The 17,213-nt window shown below is 44.8% G+C and carries 19 protein-coding genes; all 19 read left to right on the forward strand.

Translation table 11 applies throughout. The features are described from left to right. Window positions 1-2 precede the first annotated feature (2 nt). Window positions 3-560 carry a flagellar hook capping FlgD N-terminal domain-containing protein gene (locus FS818_RS03700; protein ID WP_145329761.1) on the forward strand — a complete coding sequence of 186 codons (558 nt, stop codon included), beginning with the start codon at window positions 3-5 and terminating at the stop codon, window positions 558-560. Window positions 561-610: 50 nt separating this feature from the next. Further along, the gene (locus FS818_RS03705) at window positions 611-940 is read left to right on the forward strand and encodes a TIGR02530 family flagellar biosynthesis protein (protein WP_397351757.1); all 330 of its coding nucleotides are present in this window, start codon (window positions 611-613) and stop codon (window positions 938-940) included. 81 nt (window positions 941-1,021) lie between these two features. Continuing rightward, window positions 1,022-1,837 (forward strand): flagellar basal body rod protein FlgG, encoded by an 816-nt coding sequence (gene flgG, locus FS818_RS03710; protein ID WP_145329763.1) that lies wholly within the window; start codon window positions 1,022-1,024, stop codon window positions 1,835-1,837. A gap of 66 nt (window positions 1,838-1,903) precedes the next feature. After that, complete coding sequence (locus FS818_RS03715) at window positions 1,904-2,125, forward strand: flagellar FlbD family protein (RefSeq protein ID WP_056700597.1); 222 nt, start codon at window positions 1,904-1,906, stop codon at window positions 2,123-2,125. After that, window positions 2,125-2,583, forward strand: coding sequence for a flagellar basal body-associated FliL family protein (locus FS818_RS03720; protein ID WP_145329765.1), 459 nt, complete (start codon window positions 2,125-2,127; stop codon window positions 2,581-2,583). The genes FS818_RS03715 and FS818_RS03720 overlap by 1 nt, the downstream gene beginning before the upstream one ends. A 39-nt stretch (window positions 2,584-2,622) precedes the next feature. Next, window positions 2,623-3,621, forward strand: coding sequence for a flagellar motor switch protein FliM (gene fliM, locus FS818_RS03725; protein WP_145329767.1), 999 nt, complete (start codon window positions 2,623-2,625; stop codon window positions 3,619-3,621). Continuing rightward, window positions 3,611-4,912: a flagellar motor switch phosphatase FliY gene (gene fliY, locus FS818_RS03730; protein WP_145329769.1), complete on the forward strand. Its 1,302-nt coding sequence runs from the start codon at window positions 3,611-3,613 to the stop codon at window positions 4,910-4,912. The genes fliM and fliY overlap by 11 nt, the downstream gene beginning before the upstream one ends. A 28-nt stretch (window positions 4,913-4,940) precedes the next feature. Then, window positions 4,941-5,306, forward strand: a complete 366-nt coding sequence (locus FS818_RS03735; protein ID WP_090923862.1) for a response regulator — start codon at window positions 4,941-4,943, stop codon at window positions 5,304-5,306. Window positions 5,307-5,317: 11 nt separating this feature from the next. Then, window positions 5,318-5,854, forward strand: a complete 537-nt coding sequence (locus tag FS818_RS03740) for a flagellar biosynthetic protein FliO (RefSeq protein ID WP_145332742.1) — start codon at window positions 5,318-5,320, stop codon at window positions 5,852-5,854. After that, window positions 5,851-6,606, forward strand: coding sequence for a flagellar type III secretion system pore protein FliP (gene fliP, locus FS818_RS03745; RefSeq protein WP_145329771.1), 756 nt, complete (start codon window positions 5,851-5,853; stop codon window positions 6,604-6,606). Before FS818_RS03740 ends, fliP begins: the two co-directional genes overlap by 4 nt. Window positions 6,607-6,631: 25 nt before the next feature. Further along, on the forward strand, window positions 6,632-6,901 hold the full coding sequence (gene fliQ / locus FS818_RS03750) for a flagellar biosynthesis protein FliQ (RefSeq protein WP_123064460.1): 270 nt from the start codon (window positions 6,632-6,634) through the stop codon (window positions 6,899-6,901). Window positions 6,902-6,911: 10 nt separating this feature from the next. Beyond that, complete coding sequence (gene fliR / locus FS818_RS03755; protein WP_145329773.1) at window positions 6,912-7,700, forward strand: flagellar biosynthetic protein FliR; 789 nt, start codon at window positions 6,912-6,914, stop codon at window positions 7,698-7,700. Beyond that, a complete protein-coding gene (gene flhB / locus FS818_RS03760; RefSeq protein ID WP_145329775.1) occupies window positions 7,697-8,806 on the forward strand; it encodes a flagellar biosynthesis protein FlhB in 1,110 nt (369 codons plus the stop codon). Before fliR ends, flhB begins: the two co-directional genes overlap by 4 nt. 24 nt (window positions 8,807-8,830) lie before the next feature. Further along, window positions 8,831-10,864, forward strand: coding sequence for a flagellar biosynthesis protein FlhA (gene flhA / locus FS818_RS03765; RefSeq protein WP_145329777.1), 2,034 nt, complete (start codon window positions 8,831-8,833; stop codon window positions 10,862-10,864). Continuing rightward, window positions 10,861-12,225, forward strand: coding sequence for a flagellar biosynthesis GTPase FlhF (gene flhF / locus FS818_RS03770; RefSeq protein ID WP_145329779.1), 1,365 nt, complete (start codon window positions 10,861-10,863; stop codon window positions 12,223-12,225). The genes flhA and flhF overlap by 4 nt, the downstream gene beginning before the upstream one ends. Then, complete coding sequence (locus FS818_RS03775; RefSeq protein ID WP_145329781.1) at window positions 12,222-13,109, forward strand: MinD/ParA family protein; 888 nt, start codon at window positions 12,222-12,224, stop codon at window positions 13,107-13,109. The genes flhF and FS818_RS03775 overlap by 4 nt, the downstream gene beginning before the upstream one ends. A gap of 32 nt (window positions 13,110-13,141) precedes the next feature. Next, window positions 13,142-14,590: a protein-glutamate methylesterase/protein-glutamine glutaminase gene (locus FS818_RS03780; protein ID WP_145329783.1), complete on the forward strand. Its 1,449-nt coding sequence runs from the start codon at window positions 13,142-13,144 to the stop codon at window positions 14,588-14,590. A 32-nt stretch (window positions 14,591-14,622) separates the two neighbouring features. After that, window positions 14,623-16,701, forward strand: a complete 2,079-nt coding sequence (locus FS818_RS03785; RefSeq protein ID WP_145329785.1) for a chemotaxis protein CheA — start codon at window positions 14,623-14,625, stop codon at window positions 16,699-16,701. 42 nt (window positions 16,702-16,743) lie between these two features. Continuing rightward, on the forward strand, window positions 16,744-17,205 hold the full coding sequence (locus FS818_RS03790) for a chemotaxis protein CheW (RefSeq protein WP_123064468.1): 462 nt from the start codon (window positions 16,744-16,746) through the stop codon (window positions 17,203-17,205). Window positions 17,206-17,213: the final 8 nt, after the last annotated feature.

The raw sequence follows: 17,213 nt of genomic DNA on the forward strand, positions 1-17,213 counted from the left end.
ATATGGCAAATGAAATTGTTTCTACTAATAATACGTGGCCTAATTACGCGGCTGCGAATAGAGCCACAACAAGTGCTGCAACGAAAGAACTTGGTAAGGATCAATTTCTCAAAATTTTGATTACGCAGTTGCAGAATCAGGACCCGATGCAGCCGATGGAAGATAAAGAGTTTATCGCTCAAATGGCACAATTCAGCTCGGTGGAGCAACTCGTCAACATCTCTACACAGCTTAAAACGTTAAATCAGTCTCTTGGGGCGGTATCGGGTATGATCGGCATGGAGATCAGCTGGCTTTCTTCTGATAAAACAGACAATGGTACGCTTCGTCAGGGAATTGTAGATTCAATCATTGTGCGAGACGGCGTTCAGTATGCGAAGGTAGGCAACGACGAAATTAAACTGGATGAAATCATTCAGGTGAATCGTGCCAAGCAAGCTGAGGAAACGAATCCAGCTGTCCAGAACGTTCAAAGTGATGTTACAGATACTAAAGGTAGTAACCCGTCTGATGTGAATGCCGGGACGAGTGAACCTGAAGATCGAGAGCAGAGCATATGAGTGACCGTATAACCGTTGGACAGTTATATACGGGTCCTGTTACTCCAAATATGCTTCGCAAACCCCAAACGGGAGACACATCTGGAACACCCTCTAAACCTTTTGCTCAAGTGCTGGAAGATAACCTTTTAAAACTCAGCAACCATGCAGCTAAACGATTAGAACAACGTGGTATCGAGTTGAAAACCGAACAAATGAAACAAATTGGTTCTGCACTAGACAAGGCTGCTGCCAAGGGGGCAAAAGAATCACTCATTTTGATGCAGGATATGGCCTTTATCGTTAATGTCAAAAATCGTACTGTCGTTACGGCAATGGACAGTGCAAGTATGAAAGATAATGTATTTACTCAAATCGATAGTGCTGTCATTATTTCATAGCCGGCTGGCCCTTCTCGGGAGCCGGAATGCCGCTGACCGACTGATGCGGCAACCAATTTAAGGCTGGGAGGATTTTGTAAAATGTTGAAATCGATGTACTCAGGCGTTTCCGGGATGAGGGGTTTTCAAACCAAACTCGATGTCATTGGTAACAATATCGCGAACGTAAACACGGTTGGATTTAAAGGAAGCCGAGTGATGTTCAAAGATATTATGAGCCAAACAACAGCAGGTGTGACAGCGCCAGGTGATGCTAATGGCGGTGTCAATGCAAAACAAATTGGTCTTGGTGTTTCGGTAGGATCGATTGACACTTTGCACTTGGCAGGAAGTCCAATGACTACGAATAATCCAACTGACCTTCGAATCAATGGAGATGGATTTTTTCTGGTACGTTTAAGTGATGCGCAAGAGGTACCTTACTTGACTCGTGCGGGTGATTTCCATGTTGATGCTGCTCGTAACCTGGTAACCTCTGATGGATTATTTGTATTGGATAATGGCGGCGCCAACATTACTCTTGAGGATGATGTGGTTTCATTCACAATCGGTCAGGATGGTTTTATCAATCAGACGATGGCTGATGGAACGACTCAGGCGGGTGCGCAACTGGGAATTGGTAAGGTTGTTAATCCTGCAGGTCTTGAGAAAATTGGCGGCAACTTGTATCGCATGACGGCGAATGCCAATCCGGAAGGTGCGCTTGACCCGGTAACAGCAAATAGTGCAGAAGATGGTACAGGGGCGATCATTGCCGGTCAGCTTGAAATGTCGAATGTCGATCTGACTGGTGAATTCACAGAGATGATCGTCGCACAGCGTGGTTTCCAAGCGAACTCCCGGATCGTTACAACATCAGACGAGGTGCTTCAAGAGGTCGTTAACCTGAAACGATAATAACTGATTAGTGATTTTGAAATGGTGGGGGAGCTTGCTCCTCCACTATGATTGAGGGGGCTTGACATGATTTCAGTTACGCGGTTAAATGGTTCTCCCATGTGGTTAAATGCGCTGATGGTCGAAATCGTGGAAGAGACGCCGGACACGTATATTACTCTGGTAACGGGAAAAAGATTAATCGTGCTTGAAAAGGCCGATGAAGTGATTTCCAAAATCAAAGAATACAACCGTGAAATTGGAGTTCAGGCAGCCACGATTAAAGTGCAGCAAACGGAGGAGTCCTGATGAAAAAGATGATGCCCTGGATTGCAACAACGTTGCTTGCAATCACACTCATTGTGGTCGTAGTTTTTGTATTTATGCAAAGTCAAAACAAGAACGACAATACACATACAGCGGCAGCTGCTGAAGAAAAAAAGCTGACAGCAGATGAAATTGTAGAGGTTTCATCCGAGCTTGGACAGATTAAGACCAATTTGGCTGATGCAGATCGTATTATTATGGTTAGTTTTTCTTTCAAGTTATCGGATAAGAAAGCCAAAGAAGACTTTGAGAAAATTAAAAGTATTACGGTTAAGCCCATTATTATTGAGGCACTTGCAGACACCAAGGCAGAGGAACTGAGTTCGGCAAAAGGTATGAAACAATTCAATGAGAAACTAACGGGGCTAATTAATGAGGCATTGCCTGAGCCTAACTTGAAAAGCACAAGTGTTTCAGACATTGTTATAGCACCAATGTAATGAATAGAACAAGCTGTAGACCTGTAAGGGGGTGAGAACATGGTGGATGTATTATCACAAAACGAGATTGACGCCCTATTAGCAGCCCTTTCTTCAGGCGAAATGGACGCCGAGGAATTGAAAAAGGAAGAAACTCAGAAGAAAATCAGGTCTTACGATTTTAAACGGGCAGTGCGTTTCTCCAAGGATCACATTCGGAGCCTGACGCGTATTCACGAAAACTTTGCTCGTTTTCTCACCACTTATTTTTCGGCCCAGCTGCGGACGTTCGTTCAGATCAATGTTGTGCAGGTAGAACAGTTGCCTTATGACGAGTTTATCCGTTCTATTCCCAAGATGACGATTTTGAACATTTTCGAAGCAGAACCATTACAGGGACGAATGGTCATGGAGGTTCACCCGAACGTGGGATATGCGATGCTGGATCGTCTGCTTGGAGGTACAGGCAGTGCTCCGACCAAAATTGCAAGCATGACTGAAATTGAAACGACAATAATGGAACGGATATTCAGCCGAGCCTTCGAAAGTTTGCAGGAAGCCTGGAAGACGGTACTGGATATCTCGCCTAGAATGGAAGCGCTGGAGACGAATCCTCAGTTTATGCAGATTGTATCTCCCAATGAGACCATTGCCTTGATCTCGCTAAGTACCAAAATCGGCGATACCACAGGCATGATCAATTTGTGTATACCGCATGTCGTTCTTGAGCCTATTATGTCCCGGTTATCAACACATCAGTGGTTTGTTTCAGAGAAGAAAACGAGAGCTCCGGAAGAATACGAAGCACTGAGAGCACGTGTAAACAAAGCCAAATTACCTGTTGTAGCCGAACTTGGTGAATCCAGAATTTCAATAGCCGAATTTTTAGGATTATCGGTTGGAGATGTCATTACGCTGAATAAACCGGTGGAAGAGGGACTTTCCATTAAAGTTGGTGACAGACTGAAGTATATTGGCAGTCCGGGAACGATTAAGGACCGTGTGGCTGTACAAATAGATCAAATTGTCACCGAAGGAGTTGAAGAATTTGACGAGTAAGGATTATTTATCCCAGGAAGAGATCGACGCTTTGCTTCGGCAATCGGAATCTATCTCGAGTTCTGAACCCGCTGAGAAAACGGTTGACGATTTTCTGACGGAGCTGGAACAGGATGCCTTGGGGGAGATTGGTAACATCACTTTTGGCAGTGCTGCGACTGCGTTGTCCACACTTTTAGGCCTTAAAGTGGATATTACAACACCTAAAGTATCAATTATTAGCCGAACACAGTTCGAAGAAGCGTTCCCTAAACCACATGTTGCTGTTCATGTGAACTATGTGGATGGATTCGAGGGTATTAACTCACTGGTTATCAAAAAGAGAGATGCGCAAATTATCGCTGATTTAATGCTGGGCGGTGAAGGAAATCCGGCCGACGAAGAGTTGAACGAAATTCACATTAGTGCGGTACAGGAAGCGATGAACCAAATGATGGGGTCTTCTGCCACATCTATGTCGACCATCTTCAACCGGTTTGTTAATATTTCTCCTCCAGGGATTGATATTCTCAACTTGGAAAGCGGCGAGGGTGTGACCAATCTACCACCAGATGAAACACTCATTCAAGTTTCGTTCCGTCTGTTAGTAGGGGATCTGATTGACTCCAATTTGATGCAGTTGCTTCCTGTACATTTTGCGAAAAACATGGTGGATATGTTAATTGGAGGTGCTCAAGAGTCGACCTCCAGTGCTCCTGTTGCTTCAACACCCGAGCCTGCTCCGGCGCCAGTGGCACCACCAACGCCGCCACCAGTTATGGAACAGCCGCCGGTTCAGCAACAGATGCCTCCACATGTTCCACAGCAGCCTGCTCAGGACTATAGTGGATATGGGCAAGCTCCGATGGGAATGCCTCAAGGTATGCCTCCACAGCAACCATACGGTATGCCACCGCAGCAACCATATCATATGCCACCACAGCCAGCTTATGGTGAGCCTCAACACTATGGTGCTGCACCAAATAGGAATGTAAATGTACAGCCTGTTCAATTCGCCAATCTGCAAAATGGAGCTTTTGCTAATGTAGATGAGAACAATTTGAATTTATTGATGGACATTCCCCTTAAAGTCACCGTAGAATTAGGAAGGACCCAAAAGCAAATTAAAGATATATTGGAATTATCACAAGGTTCGATTGTCGAACTGGATAAGTTGGCTGGTGAACCTGTCGATATTTTGGTCAATAACAAACTGATCGCCAAGGGAGAAGTTGTCGTCATTGACGAAAACTTCGGTGTTCGTGTTATAGATATTCTAAGCCAATGGGACCGTATTCAGAAATTACAATAAGCACAATTCAGGGAGGATTTGAACCAACATGGCAAACCGAATTTTAGTCGTAGACGACGCTGCATTTATGAGAATGATGATCCGGGACATTTTGTCCAAAAATGGGTACGAAGTCGTAGGAGAAGCACCAGATGGTGCACAAGCCGTTGAGAAGTTCAAGGAACTTCGTCCGGATCTGATTACAATGGACATTACAATGCCTGAGATGGATGGTATTGCTGCTCTGAAAGAAATTAAAAAAATTGATGCAAATGCGAAAGTAATTATGTGTTCTGCAATGGGCCAACAAGCGATGGTTATTGATGCCATTCAAGCTGGAGCCAAAGATTTTATCGTTAAACCTTTCCAATCTGATCGGGTTATCGAAGCAATCAGCAAAACACTGGGAGCTTAAGAAGCATGTTGATGGCTCAGGGGAGTACTCCAGAACCAGCTGGCGCAGGAATCAATTATTATCTACAGCTAGTATGGGTGATTGTTGTCCTGGCCGTCATCCTGGTTCTTATTGTCTACCTGATCCGATTCTTGAACAAACGAAATCAGCAATGGTTTCGAAGTGGAACTATTCGCATTTTGGGCGGGGTCGGACTAGGACAAAACAAGTCACTGCAAATTTTAGAGATTGGCGGCAACGTTTATTTGATTGGTGTTGGCGAGAATATACAGCTGCTGGATAAGGTTTCGGATTTGGAAGAAGCACAGAGAATTGTGGATTCCTTTGAACGGGATGCTGTTTCACAGCAAGGAAGCCTCCCACCCATCATAGCCAAGCTCGCTAAACGTCTTCGTAAAGAAGATCCGCCTCGGGAAATGGAAATTGAGGACACTGCTTCTTTTCATGAGATGTTTGAATCCAAACTTCGGCAGATGCCAAACCGTAAAGAGAAGATGGAGAAGCTCCTGGATCAAGACAATACTACAGATCGGTCGAGGGATTCATGAATAAAAAGATTTGGTTAGCGTGTTGTTTCGTAGGACTTATCAGCCTGGCATCCGTTACGGTGGCTTTTGCCGAGCCGATTCCTAATATTGATATACAGATTGGGAATGGTGATGGCAACACGCCAAGTACTAGTTCATTATCTATTATTCTATTAATTACGGTGCTTAGCATAGCCCCGGCATTGCTGGTACTGATGACCAGTTTTACTCGGATTGTGATCGTGCTTGGGTTTGTCCGAACTTCACTCGGAACCCAGCAGATGCCTCCGAATCAGGTATTGGTCGGTCTGGCCCTTTTTCTTACACTTTTCATCATGTCTCCTACGTTGTCTTCTATTAATCAGGTTGCATTACAGCCCTATCTTAAAGGAGATTTGACCCAAACGGAGGCGCTGGAAAAGGCAGCAGATCCGATTAAGAAATTTATGTTTACTCATACGCGTGAGAAGGATATCTTGCTGTTCATGAAATACAATCAGGCGGAACAGCCTAAATCGTATCAGGATATTCCAATCACGGTAATGGTACCGGCATACGCAATCAGTGAGCTCAAAACAGCTTTCCAGATGGGATTCATGATATTTATTCCTTTCCTGGTGATCGACATCGTTGTGGCGAGTACGCTCATGGCCATGGGTATGATGATGCTCCCACCGGTCATGATCTCATTACCTTTTAAAATACTGCTCTTTGTTCTGGTGGACGGGTGGTATCTGGTAGTCAAGTCACTGTTGCTGAGTTTTAATACTTGAACCGGAGAGTTAAAGGAGGACGGTCATGACTTCGGAGTTTATTATCGGTCTGGCCGGAAAAGCAGTATACACGTCATTGCTGGCCAGTGCACCTATGCTCATACTAGCTCTGGTTGTAGGACTTATGATTAGTATTTTCCAAGCAACGACTCAGATTCAAGAGCAGACGCTCGCTTTTGTACCTAAAATTGTCGCAGTACTGCTGGCGGTACTTTTATTTGGGCCCTGGATCTTGAATATATTAATCGATTTTACGTTTAACATACTCGATAATTTGTACAGATACATAGGGTAGGCTTTAGCCGATGGAGACATTGCTGCAAAGTTTCCCTGTTGCTCTGCTTATGTTTTGTCGAATAGCCTCATTTTTTGTAACTGCACCGGTCTTTTCAGCTCGAAATGTACCTACATCGTTTAAAATAGGGATCTCTGCTTTTGTTACGTTGACAGTATATATGGCCTTTGGCATTCATCAGACTGTTCCAACGGACTTGAGTTACATCCTGCTGATCATCAGAGAAGTTCTCATCGGCTTACTTTTGGGATTTGTGGCTTATCTCTTGATGACTGCTGTACAGACTGCAGGGGCGTTTATTGATATCCAGATAGGCTTCGGTATAGCTAATGTGTATGACCCGATGACAGGTGCATCTGCACCACTTACAGGTAACTTTAAATATGCTTTTGCTGTACTTCTATTTTTAACTATGAATGGACATCATTATCTGCTGGATGGCATCGTATACAGTTATCGGTGGATACCACTATCCAATATATTCTTTTTGAAGATGGCTGATGGCAGCGTTGCGGAATTTCTCGTACGTACGTTAGGAGAAGCTTTCATGCTTGCTTTCCAGATGGCTGCTCCGATTGTGGTCGCTCTGTTTCTGACGGATGTAGGGTTAGGCTTTTTAGCCAAAACGGCTCCGCAGTTTAATGTATTTGCTGTAGGTATGCCGCTCAAGGTACTCGTTGGAATTGCTATTTTGCTCCTGCTGGTTCCCAGCTTCGCCTTTGTGTTTGGTCAATTGTTCGAGGTCATGTTCCGAACTATGGAAAAACTGCTTGGAACGATCGGACAAAGGCCGGGATGAGTGAAACGGAGGACAGGATTCAGATGAAACTTCAACTTGACCTCCAGTTGTTTTCTGGAGAGAAGACAGAGAAAGCCACCCCTAAAAAGCGGCAGGATACACGGAAAAAGGGCCAAGTTGTAAAAAGCATGGAATTATCCGGTGCCTCGATTCTCCTGTTTACATTTCTGACCATGATGATGTTCAGCTCGTTCTATAAAGAGCGCATGGTAAAGCTGTTTACGGATATTTTTATTAACCGACTCAGCATGAATGTTACAGAAGACAACGTGATGGCATTAATGATGCGTTACGGGATTGAAGTGATGTTGTTGCTGGCTCCCGTTTTGCTTGGCGCGGCACTAATTGCGTTAATCGTTAACTACATGCAGGTGGGTTTTCTTCTTATAGGTGAGGGGTTAAAGCCAAAGCTCGAGAAATTAAATCCAATCAAAGGTTTTAAAAATATTTTTTCACTTCGCTCGTTAGTTGAATTTGCAAAGTCCATTTTGAAAATGTCTATTATCGGCTACCTTGTGTACAGCACAATTATTAGTTACCAGTCTGATATTGCTTCATTATCACATTTTTCAATGGATGCGATTTTACAGTTTGCTGCTTCAATTACTTTGAATCTTGGTGTCAAGATTGCAGTTGCACTCTTGGTACTTGCCGTATTCGACTACATGTACCAGAAGTACGATTATGAAAAGAATATACGCATGTCAAAGCAAGATATCAAAGACGAGTATAAGAAAATGGAAGGCGATCCGCTGATTAAGGGCAAAATCCGGGAGCGTCAGCGTCGTATGGCTATGCAGCGTATGATGCAGGAAGTACCGAACGCAGATGTAATCATTACGAACCCGACACACTTTGCAGTAGCGCTGAAGTATGAGGGGTCTGAGATGGAGGCTCCGCAAATTATTGCTAAAGGGCAGGATTATGTCGCTCTGCGCATTAAAGAAATTGCCAAAGAGCATGGTGTGATTACGATGGAAAACAAACCACTGGCACGGGCATTGTTCCAGAGAGCTGAGATTGGTGACGCTATACCGGCCGATTTGTTTCAAGCTGTAGCCGAAGTGCTGGCTTATGTATATAAACTTAAGGGCAGAACGAAATAACAGGGATCGGAGGCCGTACATTCATTGAAAACAAAAGATTTAGCTATCCTTGCGGGTATTATCGGCATTGTGTTGATGATGATTCTCCCGATCCCCATCTGGCTGCTCGATATGTTGCTCGTTATCAACATCTCTATTGCTTTGATGATCTTGCTTGTTGCCATGAACAGCAAAGAAGCATTACAGTTTTCCATATTTCCAGCTTTATTGCTCATTACTACGTTGTTCCGACTGGCACTCAACATCTCAACTACGAAGCTGATCCTTGGTAAGGGGGATGCGGGAGCTGTTGTGGCTACCTTTGGTAGCTGGATAGCTGGCGGGCAGATAGCCATTGGATTTATCGTGTTTTTGATCCTGGTGGTCGTACAGTTTATCGTTATTACCAAAGGTTCCGAACGTGTAGCTGAAGTGGCAGCAAGGTTCACCCTCGATGCCATGCCTGGTAAACAAATGAGTATTGATGCGGACTTGAATGCTGGTTTAATTAATGAACAGCAGGCGCGTGAGCGCCGTTCCAAAATCGAACGTGAAGCCGACTTTTATGGGGCTATGGATGGCGCCAGTAAATTCGTAAAAGGGGATGCCATTGCAAGTATTATCATTCTCCTGATTAACCTGATCGGTGGATTTATTATCGGTATGACGGTGCATGGTTATGATTTTGCAACTTCACTTTCTACGTACTCGGTGCTGACTATAGGGGACGGATTGGTTAGCCAGATTCCAGCACTTCTTATTTCAACTGCAGCGGGATTGATTGTTACCAGAGCTTCATCGGAAGGAAACTTGGCAGATGACATTACTGGCCAGTTGTTTACATATCCGATACTCATCTATATCGTAGCTTTTGTCATCGCGATGCTGGGATTCTTTACGCCAATTCATGTAATTACAACGTTGCCACTCGCAGGTGTTCTTGCTTTTGCCGCCTGGCGGATGCAGAATAATCTGAATTTGAAACAGGAAGCAGAGGAGCAATTGGAAGAAGAGCAACAGATTGAAGAAGTCAGAAGTCCTGAAAGTGTTATTAACTTGCTTCAGGTTGACCCGATCGAATTCGAGTTTGGTTACGGTTTGATTCCTCTGGCCGACAATCAACAAGGTGGAGACTTGCTGGATCGGATTATTATGATTCGAAGACAATGTGCTCTTGAACTCGGTTTGGTGGTCCCAGTCATCCGTATTCGAGACAATATTCAACTAAGACCCAATGAGTATGTAATCAAAATTAAGGGTAATGCGGTTGGTGGCGGAGAACTGCTTCTGAACCATTATCTTGCGATGAGTCCTGGATATGATGAAGAATCCGTAACAGGAATCGAAACAACAGAGCCGGCTTTTGGTTTGCCTGCGCTATGGATTGATGAAGTGACTAAAGATCGGGCAGAGCTCGCTGGATATACGGTAGTCGACCCGCCTTCTGTCGTTGCGACTCATCTGACAGAACTCATCAAGAAACATGCGCACGAATTGCTTGGAAGACAAGAGACGAAGGCACTTGTGGACAACCTTAGAGAAAATTATGCTGCACTGGTGGATGAGTTGATTCCTTCCGTTCTTTCGATCGGTGATGTACAAAAGGTATTAGCCAAGCTACTACGTGAAAAAGTATCGATTCGAGATATGGTTACCATCTTTGAAACGCTCGCAGACTATGGAACCTATACGAAGGATCCAGATGTGTTAACGGAGTACGTTAGACAATCGTTATCTCGTCAGATTACACAACAATTCTCGCAAAAAGGCGAAACCCTTCAAGTGATCACGGTTGGACCAGGGCTTGAGAAGAAAATTGCTGAAAGTGTGCAACAATCAGAGCAAGGTAGCTATCTTGCACTGGATCCAGTCTCTACTCAAAGTGTATACCAAAAGTTAAGTGAACAAGTAAATCGATTAATTCAATCGGGTCAACAGCCCATCGTGTTAACTTCTCCAACCATTCGAATGTATCTGCGTCAGGTGATTGAAAGAACGATGCAGGATATTCCGGTGCTCTCCTACAGCGAGTTGGAGCCGAATGTTGAAATTCAAAGTATCGGGGTGGTGAACTTATGAGAGTAAAACAATACGTTGTTGAGACCATGCCCGAAGCTATGCTTCAAATTCGCAAAGACCTGGGAAGTGACGCCGTCATTCTGTCCACCAAAGAAATCAAGGTGGGCGGAGTGCTGGGGATGTTCCGCAAAAAACGTATCGAAGTGGTTGCAGCAGTAGATAAAGAGCAGCCTAATCAGGCGAATGGTTCTACTGTTAAGAAGGCGCAAAATTCATTTACGCCTGTGCCTCGATCGTTTGTACCTGAAGCTTATGCTCAAACCGCTCGTTCGTTTGTAGGGGGTTCCGATGTGAGGGAAACTCTAGCGGCGGTGGATCAAAAAGGGCAGGAGAAAACGGCGGCTGTTCCATCTGTATCCAAATCAAGTGGTATAGATGAAAAAACGGATTACGGCTCAGATTTTCTGAGCAGTGAGCATAAACCGCGACCGCAAGGGGCGGATTTTTCGGGTTCAACGCCTAGTATTCAAGATCGTGGTTTGGATCAGCAGCAGGACAAGCTGTTGAACGAGTTACAGGACTTGAAACAGATGATGACCAAGCTTTCCAAGCAAGGAACAGTAGCGACAACAATTCCTGAAAAATTAATGAAGAGCCAGGAGCGGCTTGCGGAACAAGAAATTTGGCCAGAAGTATGGGAATCCTGGTTTGAACCTATTGAGCAGGGCTTAGCTGAGGGGAAATTGCAAGAATCGGATGTTGAAGAGGCGCTTCGGTTGGAGATAGCGACTTTTCTGAAAGATCGTATTCAAGAGGGCATCATGCCTAGCACTCGAATTGTGTACGTGGCTGGACCTACAGGAGTAGGGAAAACAACAACGATTGCCAAATTGGCTGCGGAGCAGATGTTTAAGAAACAGCGTAAAGTTGGTTTTATTACGTCAGATACGTACCGTATCTCTGCGGTTGAACAGCTAAGAACGTATGCATCGATTCTGAATGTGCCGCTTGAAGTTGTACAGTCGCCGGGAGATACGCAACGTGCCATTTCACGGCTAGAAAACTGCGATCTGATCTTTATGGATACGGCAGGCAGAAACTATAGGAATGAATTGCTTGTCTCCGAACTGCAGAGTTTACTTGCTCCTGTTGAGAACAGTGAAACCTTTCTGGTGATGAGCATGACTGCGAAAAGCATGGATATGGTACAGATTACGGAGCATTTCAGTAAATATGGATTGGATAAAGTGATCTTTACCAAAATGGATGAAACAGGAACTTGCGGTCCGCTCTTTAACCTTCTACATCGTTTTCCGCTCAAACTTGCTTATGTGGCAAACGGCCAGAATGTTCCTGATGATCTGCTGAAGCCCGATGTGGAATGGTTGTCCCATGCGTTATTGGGAGACGGGACACAATGAAGGATCAGGCAGCATCACTCCGAAGTTTGGTATCCGCGCCACTCGAGAACGATGAGAGCAAAGTTAGGAACCGTTCCTCCAAAATTATTACGGTAGCTAGTGGTAAAGGTGGGGTAGGCAAGTCCAATTTCACACTAAACTTTGCACTGACTCTTCATTCTATGGGTAAAAAAGTGCTGGTGTTTGATGCAGATATCGGTATGGCAAATATCGATGTTTTAATGGGAACTTCTTCTTCCTATAATCTGTATCATCTTTTATACCGACATAAAACTATAAGGGAAATCATACAACTTGGTGCTGATGGCCTGCCATATATTGCAGGGGGGTCGGGAATGAAGGAATTATTCTCCTTGTCTGATCGGGATCTGGAGTTTTTTGCCAGTGAGGTGGAGGACATTGCGCAAGAGATGGATTACGTCATTTTCGACACCGGGGCTGGCCTTTCCAAGGAAAATATGAGATTCATCGGCGCTGCTGATGAATGCCTGATTGTAACTACTCCTGAACCGACTTCAATAACAGACGCCTATGCCTTAGTTAAAGTCATGCATGGCGAGGAGCATGCAACTCCTTTTCGAATGATCGTAAATCGGGTTGAAGATGAAAGGGAGGCGGAGCGTGTAGCAGATAAAATAGCTGGAGTGGCGAGAAGGTTTTTGCAAACAGATATCCCTCTTTTAGGGTATATTTCAGAGGATGCTCAGGTTGTGACAGCAGTAAAGAAACAGATGCCTTATCGATTAGCCTATCCTCATTGCAAGGCTTCTAAAGATATACAAAAACTTGCCCTTCGATATCTGGCTGTACCTGCAGCTCCGGAATCCGGAACCTTGTCAGGAATCAGGGGATTTATGAAAAAGTGGCTTAAACGAACAACATGATTTCTGAAAAAAGGAAACAGAGGTGACACAATATGGCGGTCTATCAAGTATTGGTTGTCGATGATTCCGCTTTTATGCGCAAAATTGTGACCGATTTAATTGAAGCGGACTCAGAGTTCAAGGTTACAGCCACTGCGTCAAACGGCAAAGAAGCCATCCAAAAAGCATTAGAGTTGAAGCCTGATATCATCACGATGGATGTTGAAATGCCGGAGATGAATGGACTGGATGCACTTAAATCCATAATGGAGGATTCCTTCATTCCTGTGATTATGCTCTCTGGTATTAATGAACAAGGTATGAAAGAGACCATTATGGCTCTCGAAGCTGGCGCATTTGACTTTATTCGCAAGCCGTCTGTTGTGCATGATCAGGATATTGCTCAGGTTGGTAAAGCGCTGGTTGAACGAATGCGTGCTGCCATGCATGAAGTGAAGCGAAAAGCTGAGCGTAAAGAATCGATCAAAAAAATGGAGGCTTCCCGCAATACTGTAATTCCTCCAGCACAATCGGTAAAGAAGGAAGAAATGACGAAGGAAATTGTTGAACCGCTTCATAAGACAGTTCCGCCGATACTTCCAAAAAGAGAGACATTTCAAGAGCGTACTGGAGTTTTACAGGCTAAAAAACAACCGAGTGTCCCGCTTTCTCCTCCGAAATCGGAGCGTACGATCACAAAAAAGGATGGCTTAGGTAAGCCTGATCAATCTGCTCGTACGAAAACGGACATACCGAGTAAGCCGCCTGTGAGTCCACTGCAGGCTCGCAAAGAGGTCAGAACACCAGAGGTGCCCCGGCCCCAGACGAAGCAGCCAGCAACCAGTTCTACGGCTGTGCCTGTTCCTGCGAAGGAGCCAACTAAACTTAATACGGCTTTTAAAACTTCAGCGGGATCGGAAGGATCGTTCAACAAACTTGTTGCGATCGGCTCTTCAACCGGTGGACCAAGAGCTCTCAAGACTTTACTGGAACAGTTGCCAGCGGATTTGCCGGCGCCAGTCATTATTGTGCAGCATATGCCGCCTAATTTCACCCGTTCACTTGCACAACGGTTGAATACATTTAGTCCGCTCCATGTAGTCGAGGCAGAAGACGGTATGGTACTAAAAAAAGGAACGGCTTATATCGCACCTGGTGGTTTCCATTTGAGAGTTCACAAAGCAGCAGATGGAAGATTTATTTTGAAGCTGAGTGAGGATCAACAGGTGAATGGTCACAGACCTTCAGTGGATACGATGTTTGAGTCGCTTCTGCCGTTTACATCTTTACAACGACATCTTGTTCTTCTGACAGGTATGGGGAGTGACGGGGCGCGTATGATGAAAAAATTATACGAGACCGGAGTCACATCAACTTTTGCCGAAAATGAAGAAACTTGTGTTGTCTATGGTATGCCGCGTTCAGCTGTAGAGCTGCAATGCGTGCGTCATCTTCTGCCCCTGCAGGAGATTGCGCCAAGACTTGTTCAAGCAGTGAAATAACGGAGTGTAACTTACGGAGGAGGTGCCTCACAATGGACATGAACCAATATTTATCCATGTTTATTGATGAGTCTAATGATCATCTACAATCTCTTAACGAAAACATGCTACAACTTGAAGCAAATCCGGAAGATCTGGGTATAGTGCAGGTCATCTTCCGCTCGGCTCATACTCTCAAAGGTATGGCGGCAACCATGGGATTCGAGGATTTGGCTTCACTGACACACAAAATGGAAAATGTACTGGATATGGTTCGTAATGAAAAGCTGAAAATGCAGGACTACATTTTTGATACCATGTTCAAGAGTTTGGATGCTTTGGAGACTATGGTTCAGGACATTACCGGTGGCGGTGAAGGTAAAGCGGATGTCTCCTCCATTGTTGCTTCGCTTCAGGCTATTGAAAGTGGCGAATGGACAGGAGGTAGTGCTCCTGTTGCAAAGGTAGACAAGCAAACGAACTCCTCGATCTCCAATGCTGTAGAACTGGACGAATTCCAATATTCAGTACTTGATCAGTCTATCGCAGAAGGTCACCGTGTATTCTATGTTGACGTCCTTGTGAGTGAGCATAGTCAGTTAAAAGGTGTTCGGGCATACATGGTGTTTGACATGCTTGAGCGTTCAGGTGAAGTCGTTAAAGCCTATCCTTCTGTTCAGGATATCGAGCAAGAGAAGTTTGAGCGCAGTTTCTCGTTGTATTACATAACGACCAAAGAGGCGCATGAACTGGAAAAGGGCATTATGAGCATCTCGGAGATCGAGAGTGCCAAATTGATTCAGCTGGATCAAGAAACGTTGCAACAGATGACCAATCAGGCGGCAGCCGCGGTTGCGGTAGAAGCAGCACCAGCCCCAGCCCCTGTGGTTGGTTCGGATTCGCCTGTTTTAGATTCTAAACCTCAAGAAGAAGGTAAAGCAGCTTCCACGAAGGCAGCAACGCCCAAACAGGCAGCCGCACCTTCACGCACAATTCGTGTTGACATTGAGCGTCTTGATGTGCTGATGAACTTGTTCAGCGAACTATTGATCGACCGTTCGCGCCTTGAACAATTAGCAAGTGAGACCGGCAATAACGATCTGTCGGATACTGTAGCCCACTTGAGCCGTGTGAGTACGGACTTGCAGAACATCGTACTGAAATTGCGGATGGTTCCTGTGGATACCGTCTTTAACCGCTTCCCACGGATGATTCGTGACTTGGCTAAAACATTGGATAAAAAGATCGATCTCGTCATTACAGGTGCTGAAACAGAGCTGGACAGAACGGTGATTGATGAAATCGGAGATCCGCTTGTGCATCTGTTGCGTAATGCGGTTGACCATGGTGTTGAATCGATCTCGGAGCGAGTTGCGGCTGGAAAACCGGAAATGGGCACAGTTAATCTGCGAGCTTTCCACAGTGGTAATCACGTGTTTATTGAGATTGAAGATGATGGTAAAGGAATTTATCGTGAAAAACTCCTGCAAACAGCCATCAAACGAGGCGTTGTAACGGAGGAACAAGGTGCGAAAATGAGCGATGATGAAGTCAATCAATTGTTGTTCGCCCCTGGATTTAGTACAGCAGATAAGATCTCTGATATTTCAGGCCGCGGAGTAGGTCTCGACGTTGTAAAATCAAAAATCACTTCGCTTGGCGGTAATGTAACGATTACGTCAACTCCAGGCAAAGGTACTAACTTCTCCGTACAGCTTCCATTGACTCTCTCTATCATTGCTGCGATGCTTGTACGACTCGGTTCAGAGAAGTATGCAGTTCCATTGTCTTCGATCGTAGAGACCGCGATTGTACAGCGTGAGCAAGTTCGTAATATTCATGGTAATAAAATGATTACGTTCCGTGAGTCTTTGATTCCTTATCTCTCATTAAGCGAAGTTTTCGGAGTGCCGGATTTCAACGATGCGGATGAGAAAGAAACCGAGATTGTTGTAATTCGAAAAGGAGAGCGTTTGGCAGCTGTTGCTGTTGAAGAGTTCATTGGTCAGAGCGAAATTGTTCTGAAGTCTATGGGCACGTATCTTCCTGCGATTGAAGGAATCTCCGGTGCGACGATACTTGGAGATGGACAAGTGGCTTTGATTCTTGATCCAAACGCATTTATTAAATAAGCATAATGATAGAGTTTTAAATCGAATAGGGAGGTTTTTTACATGGAAGAAGAGTTGAAGGTCATCGTCTTTAAATTGGGAACCGAAGAGTACGGAATTGAGGTAGACAAGGTTCAGACTATTGAGCGTATGATGCCTATTACCCGCGTTCCCAAAACACTTTCATTTGTAAAAGGTGTTATCAACCTGCGCGGTGTTGTTATTCCGGTTATTGATCTCCGCGGACGCTTCTCCCTTGCGGAAACGGAATATACAGATCAAACACGGATCGTCATTGTTGGTGTTGACGATATGCAGGTTGGTTTTATCGTTGACTCTGCCAATGATGTTATCGACATTAAAAGCAGTTCGATCGATACTCCGCCCGAAGTGGTTGGTGGCGTGAAAGCAAGATATCTTCGTGGTGTTGCAAAATTGGAAGATGGCCGCTTGTTGATTATGCTCAACCTCAACGAAGTATTAAATAAAAGCGAGATTGTGCAGCTGGAAAGTGTTGAGGGCTAGAACGTGGA

Source organism: Paenibacillus xylanexedens (assembly GCF_007680605.1).
GTDB lineage: Bacteria > Bacillota > Bacilli > Paenibacillales > Paenibacillaceae > Paenibacillus > Paenibacillus xylanexedens_B.

Excerpts from the sequence above, each read along its gene's own strand:
- FS818_RS03700 (WP_145329761.1), top strand. The coding sequence starts at position 3 with ATGGCAAATGAAATTGTTTCTACTAATAATACGTGGCCTAATTACGCG.
- FS818_RS03705 (WP_397351757.1), top strand. The coding sequence starts at position 611 with ATGCTTCGCAAACCCCAAACGGGAGACACATCTGGAACACCCTCTAAA.
- flgG (WP_145329763.1), top strand. The coding sequence starts at position 1,022 with ATGTTGAAATCGATGTACTCAGGCGTTTCCGGGATGAGGGGTTTTCAA.
- FS818_RS03715 (WP_056700597.1), top strand. The coding sequence starts at position 1,904 with ATGATTTCAGTTACGCGGTTAAATGGTTCTCCCATGTGGTTAAATGCG.
- FS818_RS03720 (WP_145329765.1), top strand. The coding sequence starts at position 2,125 with ATGAAAAAGATGATGCCCTGGATTGCAACAACGTTGCTTGCAATCACA.
- fliM (WP_145329767.1), top strand. The coding sequence starts at position 2,623 with ATGGTGGATGTATTATCACAAAACGAGATTGACGCCCTATTAGCAGCC.
- FS818_RS03735 (WP_090923862.1), top strand. The coding sequence starts at position 4,941 with ATGGCAAACCGAATTTTAGTCGTAGACGACGCTGCATTTATGAGAATG.
- FS818_RS03740 (WP_145332742.1), top strand. The coding sequence starts at position 5,318 with ATGGCTCAGGGGAGTACTCCAGAACCAGCTGGCGCAGGAATCAATTAT.
- fliP (WP_145329771.1), top strand. The coding sequence starts at position 5,851 with ATGAATAAAAAGATTTGGTTAGCGTGTTGTTTCGTAGGACTTATCAGC.
- fliQ (WP_123064460.1), top strand. The coding sequence starts at position 6,632 with ATGACTTCGGAGTTTATTATCGGTCTGGCCGGAAAAGCAGTATACACG.
- fliR (WP_145329773.1), top strand. The coding sequence starts at position 6,912 with ATGGAGACATTGCTGCAAAGTTTCCCTGTTGCTCTGCTTATGTTTTGT.
- flhB (WP_145329775.1), top strand. The coding sequence starts at position 7,697 with ATGAGTGAAACGGAGGACAGGATTCAGATGAAACTTCAACTTGACCTC.
- flhF (WP_145329779.1), top strand. The coding sequence starts at position 10,861 with ATGAGAGTAAAACAATACGTTGTTGAGACCATGCCCGAAGCTATGCTT.
- FS818_RS03775 (WP_145329781.1), top strand. The coding sequence starts at position 12,222 with ATGAAGGATCAGGCAGCATCACTCCGAAGTTTGGTATCCGCGCCACTC.
- FS818_RS03780 (WP_145329783.1), top strand. The coding sequence starts at position 13,142 with ATGGCGGTCTATCAAGTATTGGTTGTCGATGATTCCGCTTTTATGCGC.
- FS818_RS03785 (WP_145329785.1), top strand. The coding sequence starts at position 14,623 with ATGGACATGAACCAATATTTATCCATGTTTATTGATGAGTCTAATGAT.
- FS818_RS03790 (WP_123064468.1), top strand. The coding sequence starts at position 16,744 with ATGGAAGAAGAGTTGAAGGTCATCGTCTTTAAATTGGGAACCGAAGAG.